The 21,035-nt window shown below is 64.0% G+C and carries 21 protein-coding genes and 2 pseudogenes; 11 read left to right on the plus strand and 12 right to left on the minus strand.

Annotated features, from left to right (window positions below):
* Positions 1-18: 18 nt before the first annotated feature.
* A pseudogene (locus MnOB_RS26455) lies at positions 19-540 on the plus strand (Nmad3 family putative nucleotide modification protein); the annotation flags it as partial.
* Between the two features lie 752 nt (positions 541-1,292).
* Positions 1,293-1,487, plus strand: coding sequence for a hypothetical protein (locus MnOB_RS26460; protein ID WP_077527509.1), 195 nt, complete (start codon positions 1,293-1,295; stop codon positions 1,485-1,487).
* Positions 1,488-1,618: 131 nt separating this feature from the next.
* Here MnOB_RS26460 and MnOB_RS26465 read toward each other — a convergent pair whose 3' ends face one another.
* From MnOB_RS26465 to glyQ, 4 genes are read right to left on the minus strand one after another with little or no spacing between them, the layout of a single operon-like run.
* The gene (locus MnOB_RS26465; RefSeq protein WP_077527510.1) at positions 1,619-2,383 is read right to left on the minus strand and encodes a lysophospholipid acyltransferase family protein; all 765 of its coding nucleotides are present in this window, start codon (positions 2,381-2,383) and stop codon (positions 1,619-1,621) included.
* A 14-nt stretch (positions 2,384-2,397) separates the two neighbouring features.
* Positions 2,398-2,934, minus strand: a complete 537-nt coding sequence (gene gmhB, locus MnOB_RS26470) for a D-glycero-beta-D-manno-heptose 1,7-bisphosphate 7-phosphatase (protein WP_199824606.1) — start codon at positions 2,932-2,934, stop codon at positions 2,398-2,400.
* Positions 2,935-2,994: 60 nt separating this feature from the next.
* Positions 2,995-5,040, minus strand: coding sequence for a glycine--tRNA ligase subunit beta (glyS, locus tag MnOB_RS26475; RefSeq protein WP_077527512.1), 2,046 nt, complete (start codon positions 5,038-5,040; stop codon positions 2,995-2,997).
* Positions 5,037-5,984: a glycine--tRNA ligase subunit alpha gene (glyQ, locus tag MnOB_RS26480; RefSeq protein ID WP_077527513.1), complete on the minus strand. Its 948-nt coding sequence runs from the start codon at positions 5,982-5,984 to the stop codon at positions 5,037-5,039. Before glyQ ends, glyS begins: the two co-directional genes overlap by 4 nt.
* Before the next feature lie 82 nt (positions 5,985-6,066).
* Between glyQ and MnOB_RS26485 the strand changes: the two genes are divergently transcribed.
* The 3 genes from MnOB_RS26485 (at position 6,067) to MnOB_RS26495 (ending at position 7,924) form a co-directional block, all read left to right on the plus strand.
* On the plus strand, positions 6,067-6,618 hold the full coding sequence (locus MnOB_RS26485; protein WP_077527514.1) for a DNA-3-methyladenine glycosylase I: 552 nt from the start codon (positions 6,067-6,069) through the stop codon (positions 6,616-6,618).
* A 48-nt stretch (positions 6,619-6,666) separates the two neighbouring features.
* Positions 6,667-7,554: a lysophospholipid acyltransferase gene (locus MnOB_RS26490; RefSeq protein WP_077527515.1), complete on the plus strand. Its 888-nt coding sequence runs from the start codon at positions 6,667-6,669 to the stop codon at positions 7,552-7,554.
* A gap of 106 nt (positions 7,555-7,660) precedes the next feature.
* Positions 7,661-7,924 (plus strand): PilZ domain-containing protein, encoded by a 264-nt coding sequence (locus MnOB_RS26495; RefSeq protein ID WP_077527516.1) that lies wholly within the window; start codon positions 7,661-7,663, stop codon positions 7,922-7,924.
* Here MnOB_RS26495 and MnOB_RS26500 read toward each other — a convergent pair whose 3' ends face one another.
* Positions 7,925-8,800: a helix-turn-helix transcriptional regulator gene (locus tag MnOB_RS26500; protein ID WP_077527517.1), complete on the minus strand. Its 876-nt coding sequence runs from the start codon at positions 8,798-8,800 to the stop codon at positions 7,925-7,927. It lies immediately after the preceding gene.
* A gap of 148 nt (positions 8,801-8,948) precedes the next feature.
* On the opposite strand from MnOB_RS26500, the pseudogene MnOB_RS26505 reads away from it, so the two are divergent.
* Positions 8,949-9,662 (plus strand): annotated as a pseudogene (locus MnOB_RS26505) (cysteine hydrolase family protein); the annotation flags it as partial.
* 51 nt (positions 9,663-9,713) lie between these two features.
* Here the strand turns inward: MnOB_RS26505 and MnOB_RS26510 are convergent.
* The 6 genes from MnOB_RS26510 to def form a co-directional block, all read right to left on the minus strand.
* A complete protein-coding gene (locus tag MnOB_RS26510) occupies positions 9,714-10,460 on the minus strand; it encodes an SDR family NAD(P)-dependent oxidoreductase (protein WP_077527518.1) in 747 nt (248 codons plus the stop codon).
* 185 nt (positions 10,461-10,645) lie between these two features.
* Entirely contained in the window at positions 10,646-10,969 is a 324-nt protein-coding gene (locus MnOB_RS26515; protein WP_077527519.1) for a tetratricopeptide repeat protein, read from the minus strand.
* A 12-nt stretch (positions 10,970-10,981) separates the two neighbouring features.
* Positions 10,982-12,355 carry a Trk system potassium transporter TrkA gene (gene trkA / locus MnOB_RS26520; protein WP_077527520.1) on the minus strand — a complete coding sequence of 458 codons (1,374 nt, stop codon included), beginning with the start codon at positions 12,353-12,355 and terminating at the stop codon, positions 10,982-10,984.
* 11 nt (positions 12,356-12,366) lie between these two features.
* A complete protein-coding gene (gene rsmB, locus MnOB_RS26525; RefSeq protein WP_077527521.1) occupies positions 12,367-13,677 on the minus strand; it encodes a 16S rRNA (cytosine(967)-C(5))-methyltransferase RsmB in 1,311 nt (436 codons plus the stop codon).
* Positions 13,674-14,618, minus strand: coding sequence for a methionyl-tRNA formyltransferase (gene fmt, locus MnOB_RS26530; RefSeq protein WP_077527522.1), 945 nt, complete (start codon positions 14,616-14,618; stop codon positions 13,674-13,676). The genes rsmB and fmt overlap by 4 nt, the downstream gene beginning before the upstream one ends.
* Before the next feature lie 54 nt (positions 14,619-14,672).
* Positions 14,673-15,179, minus strand: a complete 507-nt coding sequence (gene def, locus MnOB_RS26535; RefSeq protein ID WP_077527523.1) for a peptide deformylase — start codon at positions 15,177-15,179, stop codon at positions 14,673-14,675.
* 141 nt (positions 15,180-15,320) lie between these two features.
* Between def and MnOB_RS26540 the strand changes: the two genes are divergently transcribed.
* From MnOB_RS26540 to tsaC, 3 genes are all read left to right on the plus strand, one after another.
* Positions 15,321-16,346, plus strand: a complete 1,026-nt coding sequence (locus MnOB_RS26540) for a LysM peptidoglycan-binding domain-containing protein (protein WP_077527524.1) — start codon at positions 15,321-15,323, stop codon at positions 16,344-16,346.
* Positions 16,347-16,430: 84 nt separating this feature from the next.
* Positions 16,431-17,525 carry a DNA-processing protein DprA gene (gene dprA, locus MnOB_RS26545; RefSeq protein ID WP_107504137.1) on the plus strand — a complete coding sequence of 365 codons (1,095 nt, stop codon included), beginning with the start codon at positions 16,431-16,433 and terminating at the stop codon, positions 17,523-17,525.
* A gap of 42 nt (positions 17,526-17,567) precedes the next feature.
* Positions 17,568-18,122 (plus strand): L-threonylcarbamoyladenylate synthase type 1 TsaC, encoded by a 555-nt coding sequence (gene tsaC, locus MnOB_RS26550; protein ID WP_077527526.1) that lies wholly within the window; start codon positions 17,568-17,570, stop codon positions 18,120-18,122.
* Here tsaC and MnOB_RS26555 read toward each other — a convergent pair.
* Complete coding sequence (locus MnOB_RS26555; protein WP_077527527.1) at positions 18,112-19,089, minus strand: NADPH:quinone reductase; 978 nt, start codon at positions 19,087-19,089, stop codon at positions 18,112-18,114. The genes tsaC and MnOB_RS26555 overlap by 11 nt on opposite strands.
* Positions 19,090-19,224: 135 nt before the next feature.
* Here MnOB_RS26555 and hemF point away from each other — a divergent pair, with 135 nt between their 5' ends.
* Entirely contained in the window at positions 19,225-20,145 is a 921-nt protein-coding gene (gene hemF, locus MnOB_RS26560; RefSeq protein WP_077527528.1) for an oxygen-dependent coproporphyrinogen oxidase, read from the plus strand.
* A complete protein-coding gene (gene aroE / locus MnOB_RS26565) occupies positions 20,142-20,969 on the plus strand; it encodes a shikimate dehydrogenase (protein ID WP_077527529.1) in 828 nt (275 codons plus the stop codon). The genes hemF and aroE overlap by 4 nt, the downstream gene beginning before the upstream one ends.
* Positions 20,970-21,035: the final 66 nt, after the last annotated feature.

Consider the following 21,035-nt stretch of genomic DNA (forward strand, 5'->3'; position numbering starts at 1 on the left):
CGAGCTGTCGGTGATCTCTTCTTGTTCTTCGGTTCCTTTCGACCTGTCGAGAAAGTGCAGGGAGTCTGGCGATTCATTCCTGACCAGATGGCTCGGCAGATCATCTGGGGCTGGCTGTGCGTGGGCGAGATTCTAAAGATCGACGAGTTGCCACCAGACGCATTGCCCTGGGCGCGATATCACCCGCACTTTGCTTATGGGCCCGACCCGGGCAACACGCTCTACTTTGCAGCAGAGCAGCTATGTCTGGACGGAACAGCGCATGCCGGGGCTGGAATATTTCCCGGCGTCGACAATCGCCTGGTCCTGACTGCTCCGGAGGCGAAGGTACAGACGCACTGGCATTTGCCAGATTTCTTCGCGCCGAGCGAGGAAAGCCCAGGGCTGAGTTATCACCGGCGACTGGATCGATGGGAGCGTGTGGGCGAGATTTGCCGGTTGAACAGCGCGTACCGTGGGCAGGAGTTCGTATTCGATGTCGGGGAAAAGAAGGCACCGATGGAGTGGCTACGATCGGTGCTGGCGGTAAGTGCGAAATGAACCTTCACCGCGTTTTTCCTTTATCAGCAACGAGTTACCTAGCAGACACAGGGGGTAACACTATGCAGGGGAACTTGCGCGCGGAGTGTTACCCCTCCCTCAGCCGAGGCGTATCCGTACGGGTCGTAAGGGAACAGATTGGGGCAAGGAATGAGCACTAGAAAAGTAGATATTTTTATAAAGTGCTGATTTATAAGGGTTTTATAAAAGTTGGCACGCAGCATGCTTTCTATATGGAACAACAACAATAAAAAGCTTCAAAAAGAACGTTTTCGACTCTGACAGAACAAAAACAACAGCACAGAGAAGAAGCAAACCGATTTTTTTGGACAGGGTGTGTCGTTCCATACCCGGTGACTAGAGCAAAAGAACAATAAAACTACCTTGAGGTAGCGGCGCTCTGGTTGGTTCAGCAATGACGATGACATGATCAGCGTCCAAAAAAATCCGTTTGCCCTCGGTCCAGTTGGGACCAGCCATTTCTGGTTGCGCTAGTAGCCAGGAGCGAAGAACAACAACGAATACTTGATAAAAACAACAACAATAATGAAATAAACATTTGAGGGGAGCTTCGGCTCCCCTCAGTGCTTTCCGGCTTCTGCAAAATCCCTCCTTTCCTGTTTGCTCGAGTACCGCCTGGTTCAAGCGATCCTGCGCTTTCCCGTTGGTGGGGGCGGTCTTCGCACCTGCAGAGGGAGAGCGTAGCCTGGAAGCGCTTGCAGGGGCCCTGGAGGCCTTACAGGAGCAATAGGATGGATGAGAAGACAGGTGATGCGGCAAGCATCACTGATGACGAAATCAGCGCCTACATGATGCGCCAGCTGCGCTCAGGTAGGGTCAAGCCTGCGGTTCTGGTGGTTCTGACTGAGAAGAACTTCCCGGGCGTTACGCGTGAACGGATCATCCAGTGCTTCAACAGTCTGGATTCGCGCTACCTGAAGGGATGATGAGGAGGCGCGAGAAAGCGTTATGCACTTTCTCGCTAAGACTTAGCGTGAAACGCAAGGCCTTGTAAATCAGGGCTTTGGGCTATGAAATTGGCAATTCGCCAATTTTTTGTTCACAGCTTATCCACAGATCAGGCCGGATGCTCGACCTTGGCAGGAGTCTGCGGACCTTCGATCTCGCGCTGAGCGGCTTCCACCCAGGCAAACGCCCTATCGTTCAACTCGGCAATGGCCCTGGGCCCCTCGCCTTCTGCATGCATGGCCGGACCGAAGACGACCTGGACGGTCCCTGGACGTTTGGCCCAGCCCGCCTTGGGCCAGTAGAGGCCGGCGTTGTGCGCCACAGGCAGAACCGGTAGGCCGGCGTTGACCGCCAGTGCTGTGCCACCGCGGGAAAACTTGCCCATCTCCCCCACTGGAACGCGAGTACCCTCCGGGAAGATCAGCACCCAGGCGCCCTGCTTGAGTCGCTCGTCGCCCTGCGCAGCCAACTGCTTGAGCGCCGCCTTGGGGTTGCTGCGATCGATGGCGATGGGCTTCATCAACGCCATGGCCCAGCCAAAGAAGGGAACGCGCAGCAGCTCGCGCTTGACCACCTGACTGAGAGGCTCAAAAGCGCCGGAGAGGAAGAAGGTCTCCCAGGTGCTCTGGTGCTTGGCGAGAATCACGCAGGGCTGGGCCGGGATATTCTCCTGGCCTTTCACTTCATAGCGGATACCCACCATCACCTTGGCCAGCCAGACAGCGAACCGGCACCAGCGCCAGACGATGAAGCGGTAGCGCGCGCGAAATGGCATGAAAGGCGCGAAGAAGAGGCTCAACGTGCCCCAGATGAAGGCGCTCAGCGACAGCAGCAGGTAGAAAAGGAAGGTTCTGATGGCCTGCACTGTCGTCATGGGAGCTGTTGACCTTACTGAAGTAGATGTGTGGCGACTGCCGCCAGATCGTCGAATACCAGGGTGCCCGCTGGCAACTGCTTGGCCAGGGTACGTTCGCCCTTGCCGGTCTTCACCAGAACGGGCTGACAATCGACGGCCAACGCGGCTTCCAGGTCACCACTGCTGTCGCCGACGAACCAAATGCCAGCAAGGTCCACGCCATAGTGCTCAGCGATGCGCCTGAGCATGCCGGGCTGCGGTTTGCGGCAATCACAGCCGTCGTTCGGGCCATGCGGGCAGTATTCGATCACGCCCAGTTCGCCACCCTGCTCCGCAACCATCTCGCGCAACCGCGCATGCATCGACGCCAGCGTGGCGAGGTCGTAATAGCCGCGGGCGATGCCGGATTGGTTGGTGGCCACGGCCACGGTCCAGCCGGCCTTGCTCAGGCGCGCAATGGCGGCGATGGCACTGGGAATGGGGATCCATTCCTCGAGCGATTTGATGTACGCGTCGGAGTCTTCGTTGATGACTCCATCGCGGTCGAGAATCAGTAGTTTCATGAACAACGCCTGAAACGCCGCGCCTGACTCGAAGCACTCTGCCTCGGGCCAGGCGCGCGCTATCACTTAGCCCAGTACCGAAATGTCAGCCACGCCCAGGAACAGACCGCGCAGCTTGGCCAGCAGTGCATAGCGGTTGCTGCGTACGGCGGCGTCTTCGGCGTTGACCAGTACCGCTTCGAAGAAGCTGTCCACCGGCTCGCGCAGGCTGGCCAGGCGCTCCAGGGTTTCGCGGTAGCTGCCGGCGTTCGCCAGGGCCTGTTCGGCGTCGGCAACGGCCTTGGCCAGTGCTTGTTCGGCGGCTTCCTGCAGCAGCGCGCTGTCGACGCTGGCCGGAACGTTGCCTTCAGCCTTGCTCAGCAGGTTGGACACGCGCTTGTTGGCTGCGGCCAGGGCAGCGGCTTCCGGCAGCTTGCGGAAGGCCTGGACGGCCTGCACGCGCTGGTCGAAATCCAGGGCCGAGGATGGTTGCAGGGCGCGTACCGAGAGGTACACGGCCACGTCCACGCCTTCGTCCTCGTAGCGGGCGCGCAGGCGGTCGAAGACGAACTCCAGTACCTGCTCGGCAAGTCCCTCGGTTTTCACCTTGGAGCCGTAGAGGTCGATGGCGAAGGCGACGGCGGCCGCGAGGTCGAGATTCAGCTGCTTCTCGATCAGGATGCGCAGGACGCCCAGGGCCTGGCGACGCAGTGCGAAGGGGTCCTTGCTGCCGGTGGGGAGCATGCCGATGCCGAAGATACCCACCAGGGTGTCCAGCTTGTCGGCCACTGCCACGGCGGCGCCCGTGAGGGTCTGCGGCAGTTCGGCGCCGGCGCCACGAGGCATGTACTGCTCGTTCAGCGCCTTGGCGACGTCTTCCGGCTCACCGTCGTTGGTCGCGTAGTAATAGCCAGCGATGCCCTGCATCTCCGGGAACTCGCCGACCATCTCGGTGGCCAGGTCGCACTTGGCGAGGATACCGGCGCGCGCAGCGCGGGTCGGATCGGCGCCGATCTGCTCGGCCACGAAACCAGCGAGGCGGGATACGCGTTCTGCTTTCTCGTAGACGGTACCGAGCTGGGCCTGGAACACCACGTTCTTCAGGCGCTCGTTAAAGCCTTCGAGCTTCTGCTTCTTGTCCTGCTTGAAGAAGAACTCGGCGTCGGTGAGGCGCGGGCGAACCACTTTCTCGTTACCGGAGACGATCTGCGCCGGGTCCTTGCTGACCACGTTGGCCACGGTGATGAAGCGCGGCAGCAGCTTGCCGTTGGCATCCAGCAGGCAGAAGTACTTCTGGTTGTCCTGCATGGTGGAAATCAGGGCTTCCTGGGGCACGGCGAGGAAGCGCTCCTCGAAGGAGCACACCAGCGGCACCGGCCACTCGACCAGCGCGGTCACTTCGTCCAGCAGGTCGGCGGGCACCACGGCAGTGCCGTTCTGTTCGGCAGCCAGTTCGGCCACGCGCTTGGCAATGATCTCGCGGCGCTCGGCGAAGTCGGCCAGCACGTGGGCGCTGCGCAGGTCTTCCAGGTAGGTGGAAGGCTTGCTGATGCGGATGTTGTCCGGGTTATGGAAGCGGTGGCCACGGGACTCGCGTCCGGCTTTCTGGGTGAGGATTGTGCAATCCACCACGTCGTCGCCGAACAGCATGACCAGCCACTGGGTCGGACGGACGAACTCTTCGCGGCGAGCGGCCCAGCGCATGCGCTTCGGAATCGGCAGGGCAGCCAGGGAGGCTTCGACGATACCCGGCAGCAAGCCCGCGGCGGGCTGGCCGGGGATGGACTGGTTGAACTTCAGTTTCGGACCGCTCTTGTCGATCTGCTCCAGGTCGACACCGCATTTGCGGGCGAAGCCCAGTGCGGCCTGGGTTGGCTTGCCTTCTGCGTCGAAGGCGGCCTGGATCGGCGGACCGTCGAGGTTGACGCTGCGATCGGGTTGCTGGGTCGCCAGTTGCTCCACCAGTACGGCCAGACGGCGCGGGGCGGCGAATACCTGGGCCTTGGCATAGCCCAGGCCGGCGGCCTTGAGGCCTTGCTCGATGCCGCCGAGGAAGGCGTCACCCAGGGATTTCAGGGCCTTGGGAGGCAGCTCTTCAGTGCCCAGCTCTACCAGGAAATCTTGTGCACTCATTCTTGAGCCTCCAGCTTGGCCAGTACTTCGTCACGCAGTTCGGGAGTGGCCATGGGGAAGCCGAGACGCGCGCGCGCCTGCAGGTAGCTTTGCGCCACGGCGCGGGCCAGGGTGCGCACGCGCAGGATGTAGCGCTGGCGCTCGGTCACCGAAATGGCGCGGCGGGCGTCCAGCAGGTTGAAGGTGTGGGAGGCCTTGAGGACCATCTCGTAGGTCGGCAGCGGCAGATGCAGCTCGATCAGACGGTTCGCTTCGCTCTCGTAGAAGTCGAACATCTCGAACAGCTTCTCGACGTTGGCGTGCTCGAAGTTGTAGGTCGATTGTTCCACTTCGTTCTGGTGGAACACATCGCCATAGGTGACCTTGCCGAAGGGGCCGTCGGCCCAGACCAGGTCGTACACCGAATCAACGCCCTGGATGTACATGGCCAGACGCTCGAGACCGTAGGTGATCTCGCCGGTCACCGGGTAGCACTCGATGCCACCGACCTGCTGGAAGTAAGTGAACTGGGTGACTTCCATGCCGTTCAGCCAGATTTCCCAGCCCAGGCCCCAGGCGCCAAGGGTCGGCGATTCCCAGTTGTCTTCGACGAAGCGGATGTCATGCACCAGCGGGTCGACGCCGATGGCCTTCAGCGAGCCGAGGTACAGCTCCTGGAAGTTCTCCGGGTTGGGTTTGAGGACCACCTGGAACTGATAGTAATGCTGCAGGCGGTTGGGGTTCTCGCCGTAGCGGCCGTCGGTCGGACGGCGGGACGGCTGCACGTAGGCGGCGTTCCAGGTCTCCGGGCCGATGGCGCGGAGGAAGGTGGCGGTGTGGAAAGTACCGGCGCCCACTTCCATGTCGTAGGGCTGGAGCACCACGCAGCCCTGCTCGGCCCAGTACTGCTGCAGGGCGAGGATCAGGTCTTGGAAGGTGCGCACGGCGGGCGTAGTCTGGCTCACGAATTTCACCTGTGCTGGGTCTTCGACGGAAAATGCCGGAGTATACCCGATCCGACCCCGCCGCAACCGCATGGAAAGCCTTATGCCACGCTGCTTCTGGTGCAATGACGACCCCCTCTACATCGCCTACCACGACACCGAATGGGGCGTACCGCTGAAGGACTCTGCGGCGCTTTTCGAACTCCTCCTGCTGGAAGGCTTCCAGGCCGGCCTGTCCTGGATCACCGTACTGAAGAAGCGCGAGCGCTACCGCGAGGTTCTGTTCGGTTTCGATCCGCAGCGCCTGGCGGTGATGAGTGACGAGGAGATCGAGAAGCTGATGCAGGACCCGGGCATCATCCGTAACTTCCTCAAGCTCAAGGCAGCCCGGCAGAACGCCCAGGCCTGGCTGCGCCAGGAAGACCCGGTGAAGCTGCTTTGGTCCTTCGTCGGCGGCAAACCGAAGGTCAACCACTTCAGCGAGCGCGGCCAGGTGCCGGCGGTCACGCCTGAGGCCGAAGCCATGAGCCGCGCCTTGAAGAAGTCCGGCTTCACTTTCGTCGGCCCGACCATCTGCTACGCCTTCATGCAGGCCGCCGGCATGGTCATGGATCACACAACGGACTGCGACCGTTATCGCGAGCTGACCCTGTGATCCGGTGCGAGGGTAGAATGCGCGCTTTCGAACGTCCTGGAGTTGCCTGTGGATAAGTTGAAAGGTGCGCTGATTGTCGGCTTCCTGCGCCTCTTCGCGATGTTGCCCTGGCGCGCCGTGCAAGCGGTTGGCGCGACCATTGGCTGGCTGATGTGGAAGCTGCCGAACCGTTCCCGCGATGTGGTGCGGATCAACCTGTCCAAGTGCTTCCCCGAGTGGTCGCCGGCGGAGCTGGATCAGCGCGTTGGTCAGAGCCTGAAGGATATCGGCCGAACCTTCACCGAAAGCGCCTGCGCCTGGATCTGGCCGGCGGAGAAGTCCATCGGACTGGTACGCGAAGTGGAAGGCCTCGACGTGCTGCACGAGGCCCTGGCCAGTGGCAAGGGTGTGGTGGGCATCACCAGCCACCTGGGCAACTGGGAAGTGCTCAACCACTTCTACTGCGCCCAGTGCAAACCCATCATCTTCTACCGTCCGCCGAAGCTGAAGGCGGTGGACGATCTGCTGCAGAAGCAACGCGTGCAGTTGGGCAACCGCGTGGCACCTTCCACCAAGGAAGGCATCCTCAGTGTCATCAAGGAAGTGCGCAAGGGCGGCGCCGTGGGCATCCCCGCCGACCCTGAGCCGAGCCTCTCGGCGGGCGTCTTCGTGCCCTTCCTCGGCACCCAGGCGCTGACCAGCAAGTTCGTTCCCGGCATGCTGGCCGGCGGCAAGGCGCGCGGCGTATTCCTGCATGCCCTGCGCTTGCCCGATGGTTCGGGCTTCAAGGTGATCCTCGAAGCCGCGCCCGAAGGCATGTACAGCGAGAACGTCGAAGAAGGCGTTGCCGCCATGAGCCAGGTGGTGGAAAGGTACGTGCGGGCCTACCCGACCCAGTACATGTGGAGCATGAAGCGCTTCAAGAAACGCCCCGAAGGCGAGAAGAAGTGGTATTGAGCAGAAAGGCGCCGGAAGGCGCCTTTTTTCTGGCCGGGTGAGGGTTGTTCCAGATCTGATACACCGTTAACGTCGGCAGCTCACCGGCTCAGGATGATGCGATCCCATGGCGAACCAGCGGCAATTTCCCCGAACTCCGATGAAGTGCAGGATCAAGATCAGCCACCCGAGCTTTGGTGAACTGGTTGCCCAGACCCGCGATCTCTCCGATGGCGGCGTCTATGTCCGTCATCCCGATCTGGCTGCTCTGACAGTCGGCAGTATCGTACGCGGCCAGGTCCAGGACCTGCCGATCGAAGCACCCATCCTGGAAATGGAAGTGATGCGAGTGGATGCCGAGGGCGCGGGACTGCGTTTCATGGAGTCCTGATCAGGGCTCAGGCGGAACGGGTGGACAAACCCGCGCGGTCACCTCTACCTCGCCCTTCGCCACCGTCCTGATCCATTCCGCCGGTGGGCAACCCACCAGGCTCGCAAAGGTCCGGGAGAACGATGCCTGCGAGCTGTAGCCCACGGAGTTGGCCACCACCTTGATCTGAACCCCTTCACGCAGCAGGTCCTGCGCCGTCTTCATGCGCCAGGCGGTGAGATAGGCCATGGGCGATGTCCCCAGGATGTTATTGAAGCAGGCGGAGAATTTCGAACGGGACATCAACGCCAGGTTCGCCATGCGCTCCACGCTCCATTCCCCTTCCGGTTCTCGGTGAATCTGGCTGAGTACGGCCCCCAGCCGGCCATCCTGCAGGGCGTAGAGCAGGCCCCCGGAAATCCGACCGTCCTCGACTGCCCGCCGTACCAGCAGCACGAACAGGTACTCGAACAGCAGATTGAGCGCCTTGGCCCTGCCGGGCGCCGCGCCCTGGAACTCGCCCACCAAGCTGCGGATCACCGGCAATGCATGGCCCAGCGCGTCCAGGGGAAACACCAGGGTTTCTTCCAGTCCGAGGGGAAACGGCTGCGCCAGGCCACGGCTGAACTGGAAGGACGCACAGATCAGCTCGGCCCCCTCGATGGAGTTGGAGCGCAACTGATAACGGCAGCTGCTGGGGCAGAACAGCACGCTGGGTTCGCTGATCGATACCTTCGGCAGTCCTGGCTGGACCATGTCGATACCGCCCCGCTCCACCAGGTGGATGAACGCCATTCCAGGCGGCTTGTCGAGCACCAGCGCACCGTCCACGCGGCCGGCGAAGAACAGCCGCCCCTGGAGGCTGGTGCGCTCGAAGAATTCGGAAAGGACATCCATCGGAGACAACCTGGCAAAGATCCTGTACGTCCTGGCAAAAGCCGCGGAGGGTGCGGCCATAGGATGAGATCACGCCGATGGTAGTCAGCCCCGGGCCGGGCTGCCACGGCAATCCGTGATTTCTTCCCGCCCGCAGGAGTCCATCGAAATGAGCCATGAACCTTCCCGTCCCTCCACGGCCTACAACGACCCAGCCGACCCTGCACTGCCCAACCCGGGCATGCGCCTGGACCTGTCCCGCGCCGCGCTGGTAGTGATTGACCCGCAAATAGATTTCCTCAGCCCCGAAGGCGTGAGCTGGAGCGTATTCGGCAAGAGCATCACCGAGCACGATACGGTTCGGCATATCGGCCAACTGTTCGCCGCTGCCAAGGAGGCTGGCATCACCGTCGCCGTGTCACCGCACTATTACTACCCCTGCGACCACGAGTGGCACTTCGGCGGACCGCTGGAGAAGGTCATGCACAGCATCTGCATGTTCGACCGCAAGGGGCCGTTGAGCCTGGAAGGTTTCGAGAACTCGGGCGCGGACTTCCTCCCCGAGTACAAGCCCTACATTCTCGATGGCAAGACCATAATCGCGTCCCCCCACAAGGTCTACGGCCCGGAGACCAACGACCTGGCGCTGCAGCTGCGCAAGCACGGCGTGTCGCAGATCATCCTCGCCGGCATGGCCGCCAACCTTTGCGTGGAATCCCACTTGCGCGAGCTGCTGGAGCTTGGCTTCGAAGTGGCGGTGGTGCGCGATGCCACCGCAGGCCCGACGACGCCCGAGGGTGACGGCTACCTGGCCGCATTGATCAACTACCGCTACATCGCCAATGCGCTGTGGAGCACCGAGCAGACCCTGATCTATCTGCGGGGAGAGAGAACCGCTGGCCCCGTCGACTTTGTGCGACGGGGCCATCTGCGTTCAGCGCAAGGTATAACCGCTGTCGACTACCAGGTCCTGGCCGTGGACGCCGCGTGCAGCCTGCGAGAGCAGGAAGAGGATGGCATCGGCCACGGCACCGGGTTCGAGGAAGCGACCCCCGAGCAAGCGCTGGCTGACGCTATCGGCTACTGCTGAGAGCTCGTCGTCTGCCAGTCCCAGGCTGGACCAGATGGGCGTGGCGGTCGGGCCGGGAGACACCATGTTCAGGCGTACGCCACGGGGTGCCAGTTCCACCGCGAGGGTGCGCATGTGCGCTTTCAGTGCGGCTTTCGAGGCAATGTAGGCGGCGAGACCGGGAAAGCTCACCCCTGAAAGGAAGGTGCCGATGAACACCACCGAGGCAGACGGCACCAACTCACCGTTCAAGGCCGCCAGCGTGTTGATGGCACCAGCGCCGTTGACCGCCCATTGCTGGTCGAAGGCAGTGGCATCCAGCCCGTCGGCGAGGCGGGCGATCCCGGCATTGGGCACCAGGTAGTGGATGGGACCGAGGTCGCGCGCCGTCTGCGCCAGCGCGGTCAGGTCACTGGCTTGGGTAACGTCGCCGGCTTGCCAATGCAGCCGCTCGCCGAAGCGCGCTTGTAGCCCGTGGAGTTCTCCCGGTCGCCGGCTCATCGCCAGGACCCGGGCGCCTTGCTCCAGCAGGCGCTCTGCAACGGCAAGGCCGATCCCGGAGCTGGCCCCGGTGACGACCGCAAGGCGATTCTCGAATTCGTGTTGTGACATGGCAGGTTCCTGTTCCTGTAAGAGGCCGACGTGGCAGGACCACGACGTGATTCACAGGAACAAGAAACGGGCCATGAATTCAGGCGTTATAAATCAAAGACTTATTGGATAAAGCTGTCCAAATGACTTTCACGGGTAGAGTCACTTGGACCTGCCATCGAGTCATTTTGACCTTGATGAAATGATCAGGCCGGCGAACCGCCGCGCTTGTCCAGGCGCTTGAGGAACACCGTCATCTCCTTCTCTGCCTGCTTGTCGCCATGGGCCTGGGCGGCCGCGAGGCCTTCGGTCCAGGCGGCGCGGGCGGCGGCGAGGTCGCCATCAGCTTCCAGGGCCTTGCCCAGCAGCTTCCAGGCGGCGGAGTACTTGGGGGCCTGCTCGACGCAACGGCGCAGGTGTTCGGCGGCCCGCGCCGCATCGCCCTGGTCGAGGTAGCCCTTGCCCAGGCCAAAGCGCAGCAGGGCGTTGTCCACGCCCTTGGCCAGCATCTTTTCCAGTCCTTCGAGCATGGGGTGCTCCCTTTAGAAGAAGGTCAGGCCGACCTGGAACAACCGCTCAGCGTCGCGGATGTACTTCTTGTCCACGAGGAACAGGATCACATGGTCGCCCGACTCGATGATGGTGTCGTCGTGGGCGATCAGCACTTCCTCGTCACGGATGATGGCGCCGATCGTGGTGCCGGGCGGCAAGGCGATGTCCTCGATCATCTTGCCCACCACCTTGCTCGACTTGGCGTCACCGTGGGCGATGGCTTCGATGGCCTCCGCCGCGCCACGGCGCAGGGAGTGCACGCTGACGATGTCGCCACGACGCACGTGGGTCAGCAGGGTGCCGATGGTGGCCAGCTGGGGGCTGATGGCGATGTCGATGTCGCCGCCCTGCACCAGGTCCACGTAGGCCGGGTTGTTGATGATGGTCATCACCTTGCGCGCGCCCAGGCGCTTGGCCAGCAGCGAGGACATGATGTTGGCCTCGTCGTCGTTGGTCAGCGCGAGGAAGATGTCGGCGTCGTTGATGTTCTCTTCCACCAGCAGGTCGCGGTCGGAGGCGCTGCCCTGGAGCACGATGGTGCTGTCGAGGACTTCCGAGAGGTGGCGGCAGCGCGCCGGGTTCATCTCGATGATCTTCACCTGGTAGCGGCTTTCGATGGCCTCGGCGAGGCGCTCACCGATGTGTCCGCCGCCCGCGATTACCACGCGCTTGTAACTGTCTTCCAGACGCCGCAGCTCGCTCATCACCGCGCGGATGTGAGCCTTGGCGGCGATGAAGAAGACTTCGTCGTCGGCCTCGATCACGGTATCGCCCTTGGGCAGGATCGGCCGATTGCGACGGAAGATGGCGGCCACGCGGGTGTCCACGTTGGGCATGTGCTCGCGGATCTGGCGCAGCTCCTGGCCCACCAGCGGACCGCCGTAATAGGCCTTGACCCCCACCAACTGGGCCTTGCCCTCGGCGAAGTCGATCACCTGCAGCGCACCGGGGTACTCGATCAGGCGCTTGATGTAGTTGGTCACCACTTGTTCCGGGCTGATCAGCACGTCCACCGGGATGGCTTCGTTATCGAAGAGGCCAGCACGGGTGAGATAGGCCGCTTCGCGTACCCGGGCGATCTTGGTTGGAGTGTGGAACAGCGTGTAGGCCACCTGGCAGGCGACCATGTTCACCTCGTCACTGTTGGTCACTGCCACCAGCATGTCGGCATCGTCGGCGCCGGCCTGGCGCAGCACGGTGGGGAAGGACCCACGGCCTTGCACGGTACGGATGTCGAGCCGGTCGCCGAGGTCGCGCAGGCGGTCGCCATCGGTGTCGACCACGGTGATGTCGTTGGCTTCGCCCGAAAGGTGCTCTGCCAAGGTGCCACCAACCTGCCCCGCGCCGAGAATGATGATCTTCACTGCTAGTTCCCTTATCGCGCCGAAGCGGCGATCTTGATCAGCTTGGCATAGTAGAAACCGTCATGGCTGTCTTCCTGCGCCAGCAACTGACGGCCATGGGGTTGTTTCAATCCGAACGGTCCGGGGATGTCCAGCTCGCGGGCGCCAGGGGTGCGGGCGAGGAAGGCGGCGATGTTGTCGCTGTTTTCCCGTGGGAGCGTGGAGCAGGTGGCATAGAGCAGCACGCCACCGACTTCCAGAGTCGGCCAGAGGGCATCCAGCAGCTCACCCTGGAGTTCGGCAAGCGCAGTGATGTCTTCTTCCTTGCGGGTCAGCTTGATGTCCGGGTGGCGTCGGATCACCCCGGTGGCCGAGCAGGGAGCATCGAGGAGGATGCGCTGGAACGGCTTGCCGTCCCACCAGCCGGCGGTGTCGCGACCGTCGGCGGCGATCAGCCTGGCCTCCAGGCCGAGTCGCGCGAGGTTTTCGCGCACACGCACCAGGCGGCTTTCTTCCAGGTCTACAGCCACCACTTCGGCAAGGCCAGGCTCGGCCTCGAGGACGTGACAGGTCTTGCCGCCGGGCGCGCAGCAAGCGTCGAGCACGCGCTGCCCGGGCGCCAGCTCCAGGAGGTCGGCGGCCAATTGGGCGGCTTCGTCCTGCACGCTGACGCGACCTTCGGCGAAGCCCGGCAGGGTCTTCACGTCGCAGGCTTCGATGAGGCGGATACCGTCACGGCTGAAGGCGCAGGGCTCGGCAGCGATGCCGGCTTGCTGCAACTCGGCCAGATAGTCGTCGCGGCTGCCATGGCGGCGATTGACCCGCAGGATCAATGGCGGATGGGCGTTGTTCGCCGCGCATACGGCTTCCCAGTGTTCCGGCCAGGCCGCCTTGAGGGCCTTCTGTAGCCAGCGTGGGTGGGCGGTACGCGCCGCCGGGTCGCGTTCCAGCTCGGCGAATATCGATTCGCCCTGGCGCTGGGCATTGCGCAGCACGGCGTTGAGCAGGCCCTTGGCCCAGGGTTTCTTCAGCTTGTCCGAGCAGCCGACGGTTTCGCCGATGGCAGCATGGGCGGGAATGCGGGTGTAGAAGAGCTGGTAGAGGCCGACCAGGAGCAGGGCTTCCACATCCTTGTCGGCGGATTTGAACGGCTTCTGCAGCAGGCGTTCGGCCAGGGCCGCGAGGCGCGGTTGCCAGCGCGCGGCACCGAAGGCCAGATCCTGGGCCAGGGCGCGATCACGCGGGTCCACCTTGTCCAGCTGCGGCGGCAGGCTGCCGCCCAAGGAGGCCTTGCCGGAAAGGACCGCGGCCAGTGCGCGGGCGGCGGCGAGACGCGGATTCATGCGCCGAGCACCTTGCCCACGGCGAACTGCTCGCGGCGGCTGTTGAACAGGTCAGCGAAGTTCAGCGGTTTGCCGCCGGGCAGTTGCAGGCGGGTCAAGCGCAGGGCGCCGTCGCCACAGGCTACGGTGAGGCCGTCCTTGCTGGCGGCGAGGATCTGCCCGGGCGTGCCCTTGCCATCGCCCAGCGCGGCGGCGAGCACTTTCAGCGGCTCGCCGTCGAGGGTGCTGTGGCAGATGGGCCAGGGATTGAACGCGCGAACCAGACGTTCCAGCTCCACCGCAGGGCGGCTCCAGTCGAGGCGCGCCTCATCCTTGTTCAGCTTGTGCGCGTAGTTGGCCAGGGCGTCGTCCTGAACTTCACCTTTCAGGGTTCCGGCGGCCAGGCCTTCGAGGGCTTCGAGGACCGCTTGCGGGCCAAGCTGTGCGAGGCGGTCGTGCAGGCTGCCGCCAGTGTCTTCCGCGCTGATCGGCGTGGTGACCTTGAGCAGCATCGGGCCGGTGTCGAGGCCGGCTTCCATCTGCATGACGGTGACGCCGCTCTCCGCGTCGCCCGCCTGGACCGCGCGCTGGATCGGCGCGGCGCCACGCCAGCGAGGCAGCAGCGAGGCGTGGCTGTTGATGCAGCCCAGGCGCGGCGTGTCGAGCACCACCTGCGGCAGGATCAGGCCGTAGGCGACTACCACCATCAGGTCGGCGCCGAGGGCCTTGAGCTCGGCCTGGGCCGCCGGATCACGCAGGGTCGGCGGCTGCAGCACCGGAATCCCGTGTTCGACCGCCAGTTGCTTGACCGGGCTCGGCATCAGCTTCTGGCCGCGACCGGCCGGGCGGTCCGGCTGGGTGTAGACGGCGATGACCTGGTGGCGGGATTCGAGCAGGGCTTTGAGGTGCTCCGCGGCGAACTCCGGGGTGCCGGCGAAGACGAGGCGCAGGGGCTCAGTCATGGGTACTCGCTAAAGAAAAAGGCTTGCCGGAGCAAGCCTTTGGGATCGGGGGAATCAAGCCTGCTGGCGATGTTGCTTTTCCAGCTTCTTCTTGATGCGGTCGCGCTTGAGGGACGACAGGTAGTCGACGAAGAGCTTGCCGTTGAGGTGGTCGCACTCGTGCTGGATGCACACGGCGAGCAGGCCTTCGGCGATCAGCTCATAAGGCTGGCCATCGCGGTCCAGGGCCTTGACCTTGACCTTCTGCGGACGATCGACATTCTCGTAGAAGCCGGGTACCGAGAGGCAGCCTTCCTGATACTGGTCCATCTGCTCGGTCAGGGATTCGAACTCGGGATTGATGAAGACCCGAGGCTCGGAATTGTCTTCCGACAGGTCCATCACCACCACGCGCTTGTGGACGTTCACCTGGGTTGCGGCCAGGCCGATACCCGGAGCGGCGTACATGGTTTCGAACATGTTATCGATCAACTGGCGGATGGAGTCGTCGACCACAGCCACCGGTTTGGCGATGGTGCGCAGCCGCGGATCGGGGAATTCGAGAATGTTCAGAATCGCCATATGCGTTTGTGATGCACTTGTGGAATATGTTGAAAATCCGCTGCTAAGATGGTGAGCAGCATAAAAAAACGGCTGAAGAGCCCGGTTGGGGCGGCTCTCAGGGCGTTTCATGTGAACGGACATAATAAAGGGATTCACCGCATGAGGAAATCACTACTCGCCCTGCTGCTCCTGGCCGCCAGTGGCCTGACCCAGGCTGCGGTGGAACTCAGGGACGGGCATCCGGAGCGCTATACCGTCGTCAAGGGCGACACGCTCTGGGATATTTCCGGCAAGTTCCTGCGCCAGCCGTGGAAGTGGCCGGAAATCTGGCATGCCAACCCGCAGATCGAGAACCCGCACCTGATCTATCCCGGCGACGTGCTCAGCCTCGTCTACGTCGATGGCCAGCCGCGTCTCATGCTGAATCGCGGTGCGTCCCGCGGCACCATCAAGCTGTCGCCCCAGGTGCGCAGCACGCCGATGGCCGAAGCCATTCCGGCCATTCCGCTGGAGGCGATCAACGCCTTCCTGCTGACCAACCGCATCATCGACGATCCCGAGCAGTTCCAGGCCGCACCCTACATCGTCGCTGGCAATGCCGAGCGCGTGGTCAGTGGTGCCGGGGACCGCGTCTACGCCCGCGGCAACTTCTCCCACGAGCAACCGGTCTACGGCATCTTCCGCCAGGGCAAGACCTATCTGGACCCTGAGACCAAGGAGTTCCTCGGTATCAACGCCGACGACATCGGTGGCGGCGAGATGGTGGCCGACGAAGGCGATATCGGCACCCTGGAGCTGACCCGCTCTACCCAGGAGGTCCGCCTGGGCGACCGCCTCTTCCCCACCGAGGAACGCGCGATCAACTCCACGTTCATGCCCAGCGCACCGGAGCGTGACATCAGTGGTGTGATCCTCGACGTACCGCGTGGCGTGACCCAGATCGGTCAGTTCGATGTGGTGACCATCAACAAGGGCAAGCGTGACGGCCTGGTGGAAGGCAACGTGCTGGCGGTCTACAAGACCGGCGAGACCGTGCGCGACCGCGTCACCGACGAGTTCATCAAGATCCCCGATGAGCGCGCCGGCCTGCTGATGGTGTTCCGCACCTACGACAAGCTCAGCTACGGCCTGGTACTGGCCGCCACCCGCCAGCTGGCGGTGCTGGACAAGGTACACAACCCGTAACACCTCCAAGCCCCCGCCCTGCGGGGGCTTGTTGTATTGATGGCCGTTCTGCCGCGGTCGCGGCGCGATCAAGGACCGATCGACGTGTCATCAATTTCACCCGCCGAGCTGGAAGCTCGCCTGCGTCTGCATCACCTCCCCGAACTTGGCCCTGCCCGTTTCCGTCGCCTGCTCGAAGCCTTCGGTTCTGCCTCCGCAGCCCTCAGTGCGCCGGCCGCTGCGTGGCGATCGCTGGGCCTGCCGGAGGTTTGCGCCGACCCTCGGCGCAGTCCGGAAATCCGCGATGCCGCGGCCCGCGCACTGGCCTGGCAGGAGCAGCCCGACCGACACCTGCTTTGCTGGGACGACCCTGGCTATCCGGCCCTTCTCACCGAGATCGGCAACGCGCCACCACTGCTTTATATCGCCGGTGATGCCACGCTGCTGGAGCGTCCACAACTGGCCATGGTCGGTAGTCGCCGGGCCTCTGCGGCGGGTCTGGATACGGCCCGGGCATTCGCCCGCAGCCTGGCGGGAGGAGGCTTCGTCATCACCAGTGGGCTGGCCCTTGGCATCGACGGCGCCGCCCACCTGGGCGCGCTGGAAGCCGCTGGCAAGACGGTCGCGGTGCTCGGCACCGGGCTGCAGCGCATCTACCCCAACCGTCACCGCGGCCTGGCTGCACGCATAGTCGAAGAAGGTGGTGCGCTGGTGTCCGAACTACCGCTGGACTGCCCGCCCCAGCCGTCCAACTTTCCCCGGCGCAATCGCATCATCAGCGGCTTGTCTCTCGGCGTGCTGGTGGTGGAGGCCAGCCCTTCCAGCGGCTCGCTGATCACCGCGCGGCTGGCGGCCGAGCAGGGGCGCGAGGTCTATGCCATACCCGGCTCCATCCACCATCCCGGTGCGCGCGGCTGTCACCAGTTGATTCGCGAAGGCGCGGCGCTGGTGGAGAAGGTGGAAGACATCCTCGAAGCATTGCGAGGCTGGCAGGCTGTGGCGCCCGATGCCCGGACAGAAGTGATGGCGGTAGAACCCCATCCCTTGCTCGACCTGCTGCGCGCAGCGCCCTATAGCAGCGAAGGGCTGGCCGCGGCCAGTGGCTGGGAGCTGCCGCGCCTGCTCGCCGAACTCACTGACCTGGAACTGCGGGGACGCGTCGCCCGCGAGGCCGGCTGCTGGGTGCATCGCCAAGGTTGAGCCCTGTACACTTTGCCGATCCAGTTTTGCGGGGAATGGGGAATGGTCAGTCGTTGGCGAGTGCAGCAAGTGGCGCGGGTCGTGCGCGAAGGTGGCGTGATCGCCTATCCCACCGAGGCGGTGTGGGGCCTGGGCTGCGATCCCTGGAACGAGGACGCGGTCTATCGCCTGCTGGCGCTCAAGGAACGCCCTGTGGAAAAGGGACTGATCCTGGTGGCGGACAACATCCGCCAGTTCGATTTCCTCCTCGAAGGTTTTCCCGACGCCTGGATCGACAAGCTCGCCAGCACCTGGCCCGGTCCCAACACCTGGCTGGTGCCGCACCAGAACCTGCTCCCCGAGTGGGTCACCGGACAGCACGACAGTGTTGCCCTGCGTGTCAGCGATCACCCGTTGGTACGTGACCTTTGCGCCCTCACCGGGCCATTGATATCCACGTCCGCCAACCCCACCGGTCGTCCCTCCGCCTACTCGCGCCTGCGGGTCCAGCAATACTTCGGCGACACCCTGGACGCGGTGCTGGGTGGCGCCCTGGGTGGACGCCGCAACCCCAGCGTGATCCGCGACCTGGCCAGCGGGCGCGTGCTCAGGGGATAAGCACGGTAGAGCCGGTGGTCTGGCGGCTGGCCAGGGCGGTGTGTGCCTTCGCCGCCTCGGCCAGGGCGAAGCGCTGGCTTACTTCCACCTTGATGCGGCCGTCGGCGATCAGCTCGAACAGCTCATCCGCCATCGCTTGCAAGCGTTCAGGCGTGCTGGCGTAGCCGAACAGTGTCGGTCGGGTGACGTAGAGCGAGCCCTTCTGCGCCAGGATGCCCAGGTTTACTCCGGTCACCGGACCCGAGGCATTGCCGAAGCTCACCATCAGGCCGCGCGGTGCCACGCAGTCCAGCGAGATTTCCCAGGTGTCCTTGCCCACCGAGTCGTAGACCACCGGGCACTTGGCGCCATCAGTGAGCTCCAGCACCCTTTGCACCACGTCCTCGTGGCTGTAGTCGATGGTTTCCCAGGCGCCGTTGGCCTTGGCCAGCGACGCTTTCTCGGCCGAGCTGACCGTGCCGATCAGCTTGACGCCGAGGGCGCGCGCCCATTGGCAGGCGATCTGCCCAACACCGCCGGCGGCGGCGTGGAAGAGGATGGTCTCGCCGCCCTGAAGCGGAAAGGTCTGGCGCAGCAGGTATTGCACGGTCAGCCCCTTGAGCATCACCGCCGCCGCCTGCTCGAAGCCGATGCCATCAGGCAGGCGCACCAGCTTGTCCGCCGGCAGCACATGCAGCTCGCTGTAGGCGCCCAGCGGGCCGGTGGCGTAGGCGACGCGGTCACCCACCTTGAAATGGGTAACCGCGCTGCCCACGGCCTCCACCTCGCCTGCGCCTTCAGTGCCCAGGCTGGTGGGAAAGCTCGGCGCCAAGTAGAGGCCGCTGCGGTAGTAGGTGTCGATGAAGTTCAAGCCGATGGCGCGGTTGCGCACGCGCACTTCCTGCGGTCCCGGTTGCGCCGGCTGGTAGTCCGCGTATTCGAGGACCTCCGGCCCACCGTAGGCGGAGAACTGGATGCGTTTGGCCATGCTGGCAACCTCCTGGCTGGAAAAGCTCCCATCCAACGCCTCGCCTTGATTCCCGTCAAGCCACGATAGCCCCCACGCGGTGGTATGCTTGCCTGCTCATTTTTCCGCCACTTAACCGCTGCCAGGGTTGACCACGTGACTGACCGTATCGAGGCCGTGAAGGCCTATCTGCTCGATCTGCAAGACCGCATCTGCGCCGCGCTCGCGGCCGAGGATGGCAAGACCGGTTTTTACGAGGACGCCTGGACCCGTCCCGCTGGTGGTGGCGGTCGTACCCGGGTGATCGAGAACGGTGCGCTGATCGAGAAGGGTGGCGTGAACTTCTCCCACGTGTTCGGCGCCAACCTGCCACCGTCGGCCAGCGCCCACCGTCCAGAATTGGCCGGGCGTGGCTTCCAGGCGCTCGGCGTTTCCCTGGTCATTCACCCGGAAAACCCCCACATCCCCACCTCCCACGCCAACGTGCGCTTCTTCTGTGCAGAGAAAGAAGGTGAAGAGCCGGTATGGTGGTTTGGCGGCGGCTTCGACCTGACCCCCTATTACGCCGTCGAAGAAGACTGCGTGCTCTGGCACCAGGTGGCCCGCGACGCCTGCGCGCCCTTCGGTGCCGATGTGTATCCGCGCTACAAGGAATGGTGCGATCGCTACTTCCACCTCAAGCATCGCAACGAGCCGCGCGGTATCGGCGGCCTGTTCTTCGACGACCTGAACCAGTGGGACTTCGACACCAGCTTCGCCTTCATGCGCGCCATCGGCGATGCCTACCTGGAGGCCTACCTGCCGATCCTGAAAAAGCGCAAGGACACCCCCTTCACCGAGCAGCAGCGCGAATTCCAGGCCTTCCGTCGTGGTCGCTACGTGGAGTTCAACCTGGTGTTCGATCGCGGCACCCTGTTCGGCCTGCAGTCGGGCGGTCGTACCGAGTCCATCCTCATGTCGCTGCCGCCGCACGTGCGCTGGGGCTACGACTGGAAGCCGGAGCCGGGCAGCGAGGAAGCGCGCCTGACCGAGTACTTCCTGAAGGACCGCGACTGGCTCGGGGAGGCAGGGCTGTGACCGACCGCTACTGCGTCTTCGGCAACCCTATCGGCCACAGCAAGTCGCCGCTCATTCACCGTCTGTTCGCCGAGCAGACCGGCCAGCTGCTCACCTATGAAGCCGTGCTGGCGCCACTGGACGACTTCACCGGTTGCGCCCGGCAGTTCTTCGAAACCGGCAAAGGCGGCAATGTCACCGTGCCCTTCAAGGAGCAGGCCTACCAACTGGCCGGCAGCCTCAGTGCCCGCGCCCAGCGCGCTGGTGCAGTGAACACCCTGAAGCGGCTGGATGATGGCAGCCTGCTCGGCGACAACACCGACGGCGCAGGCCTGGTACGCGACCTCACCCGTAATGCGCGCCTCGACCTGACCGGCAAGCGCATCCTCCTGTTGGGTGCGGGCGGCGCCGCCCGGGGCGTGATCGAGCCGTTGCTGGCCGAGAAGCCGGCAGCCCTGGTGATCGCCAACCGTACCGTGGAGAAGGCCGAGGCGCTGGCCCAGCTGTTCGCCGACCTCGGACCGGTCTCCGCCAGCGGCTTCGACTGGCTGGAAGAGCCCGTCGACCTGATCATCAACGGCACCTCGGCAAGCCTCGCCGGCGACCTGCCGCCGATTTCGCCGAGTCTGATCAGGCCGGGCCACACCGTCTGCTACGACATGATGTACGGCAAGGAAATGACCGCCTTCAACCGCTGGGCCGCCGAGCATGGCGCTGCGCGTACGCTCGACGGCCTGGGCATGCTGGCAGAACAGGCAGCCGAAGCTTTCCTGCTGTGGCGCGGCGTGTTGCCGGACAGCGCACCGGTGCTGGCCGAACTGCGTCGCCAGCTGGCGCAGGGCTGAGCCTTCCCTCCCCTTGTGGGAGCGAATTTATTCGCGAATGAATTCGCTCCCACGGCATGGCCTTCG

Origin of the sequence: Metapseudomonas resinovorans, assembly GCF_002003485.1 — a bacterium.
Taxonomy (GTDB): domain Bacteria; phylum Pseudomonadota; class Gammaproteobacteria; order Pseudomonadales; family Pseudomonadaceae; genus Metapseudomonas; species Metapseudomonas resinovorans_D.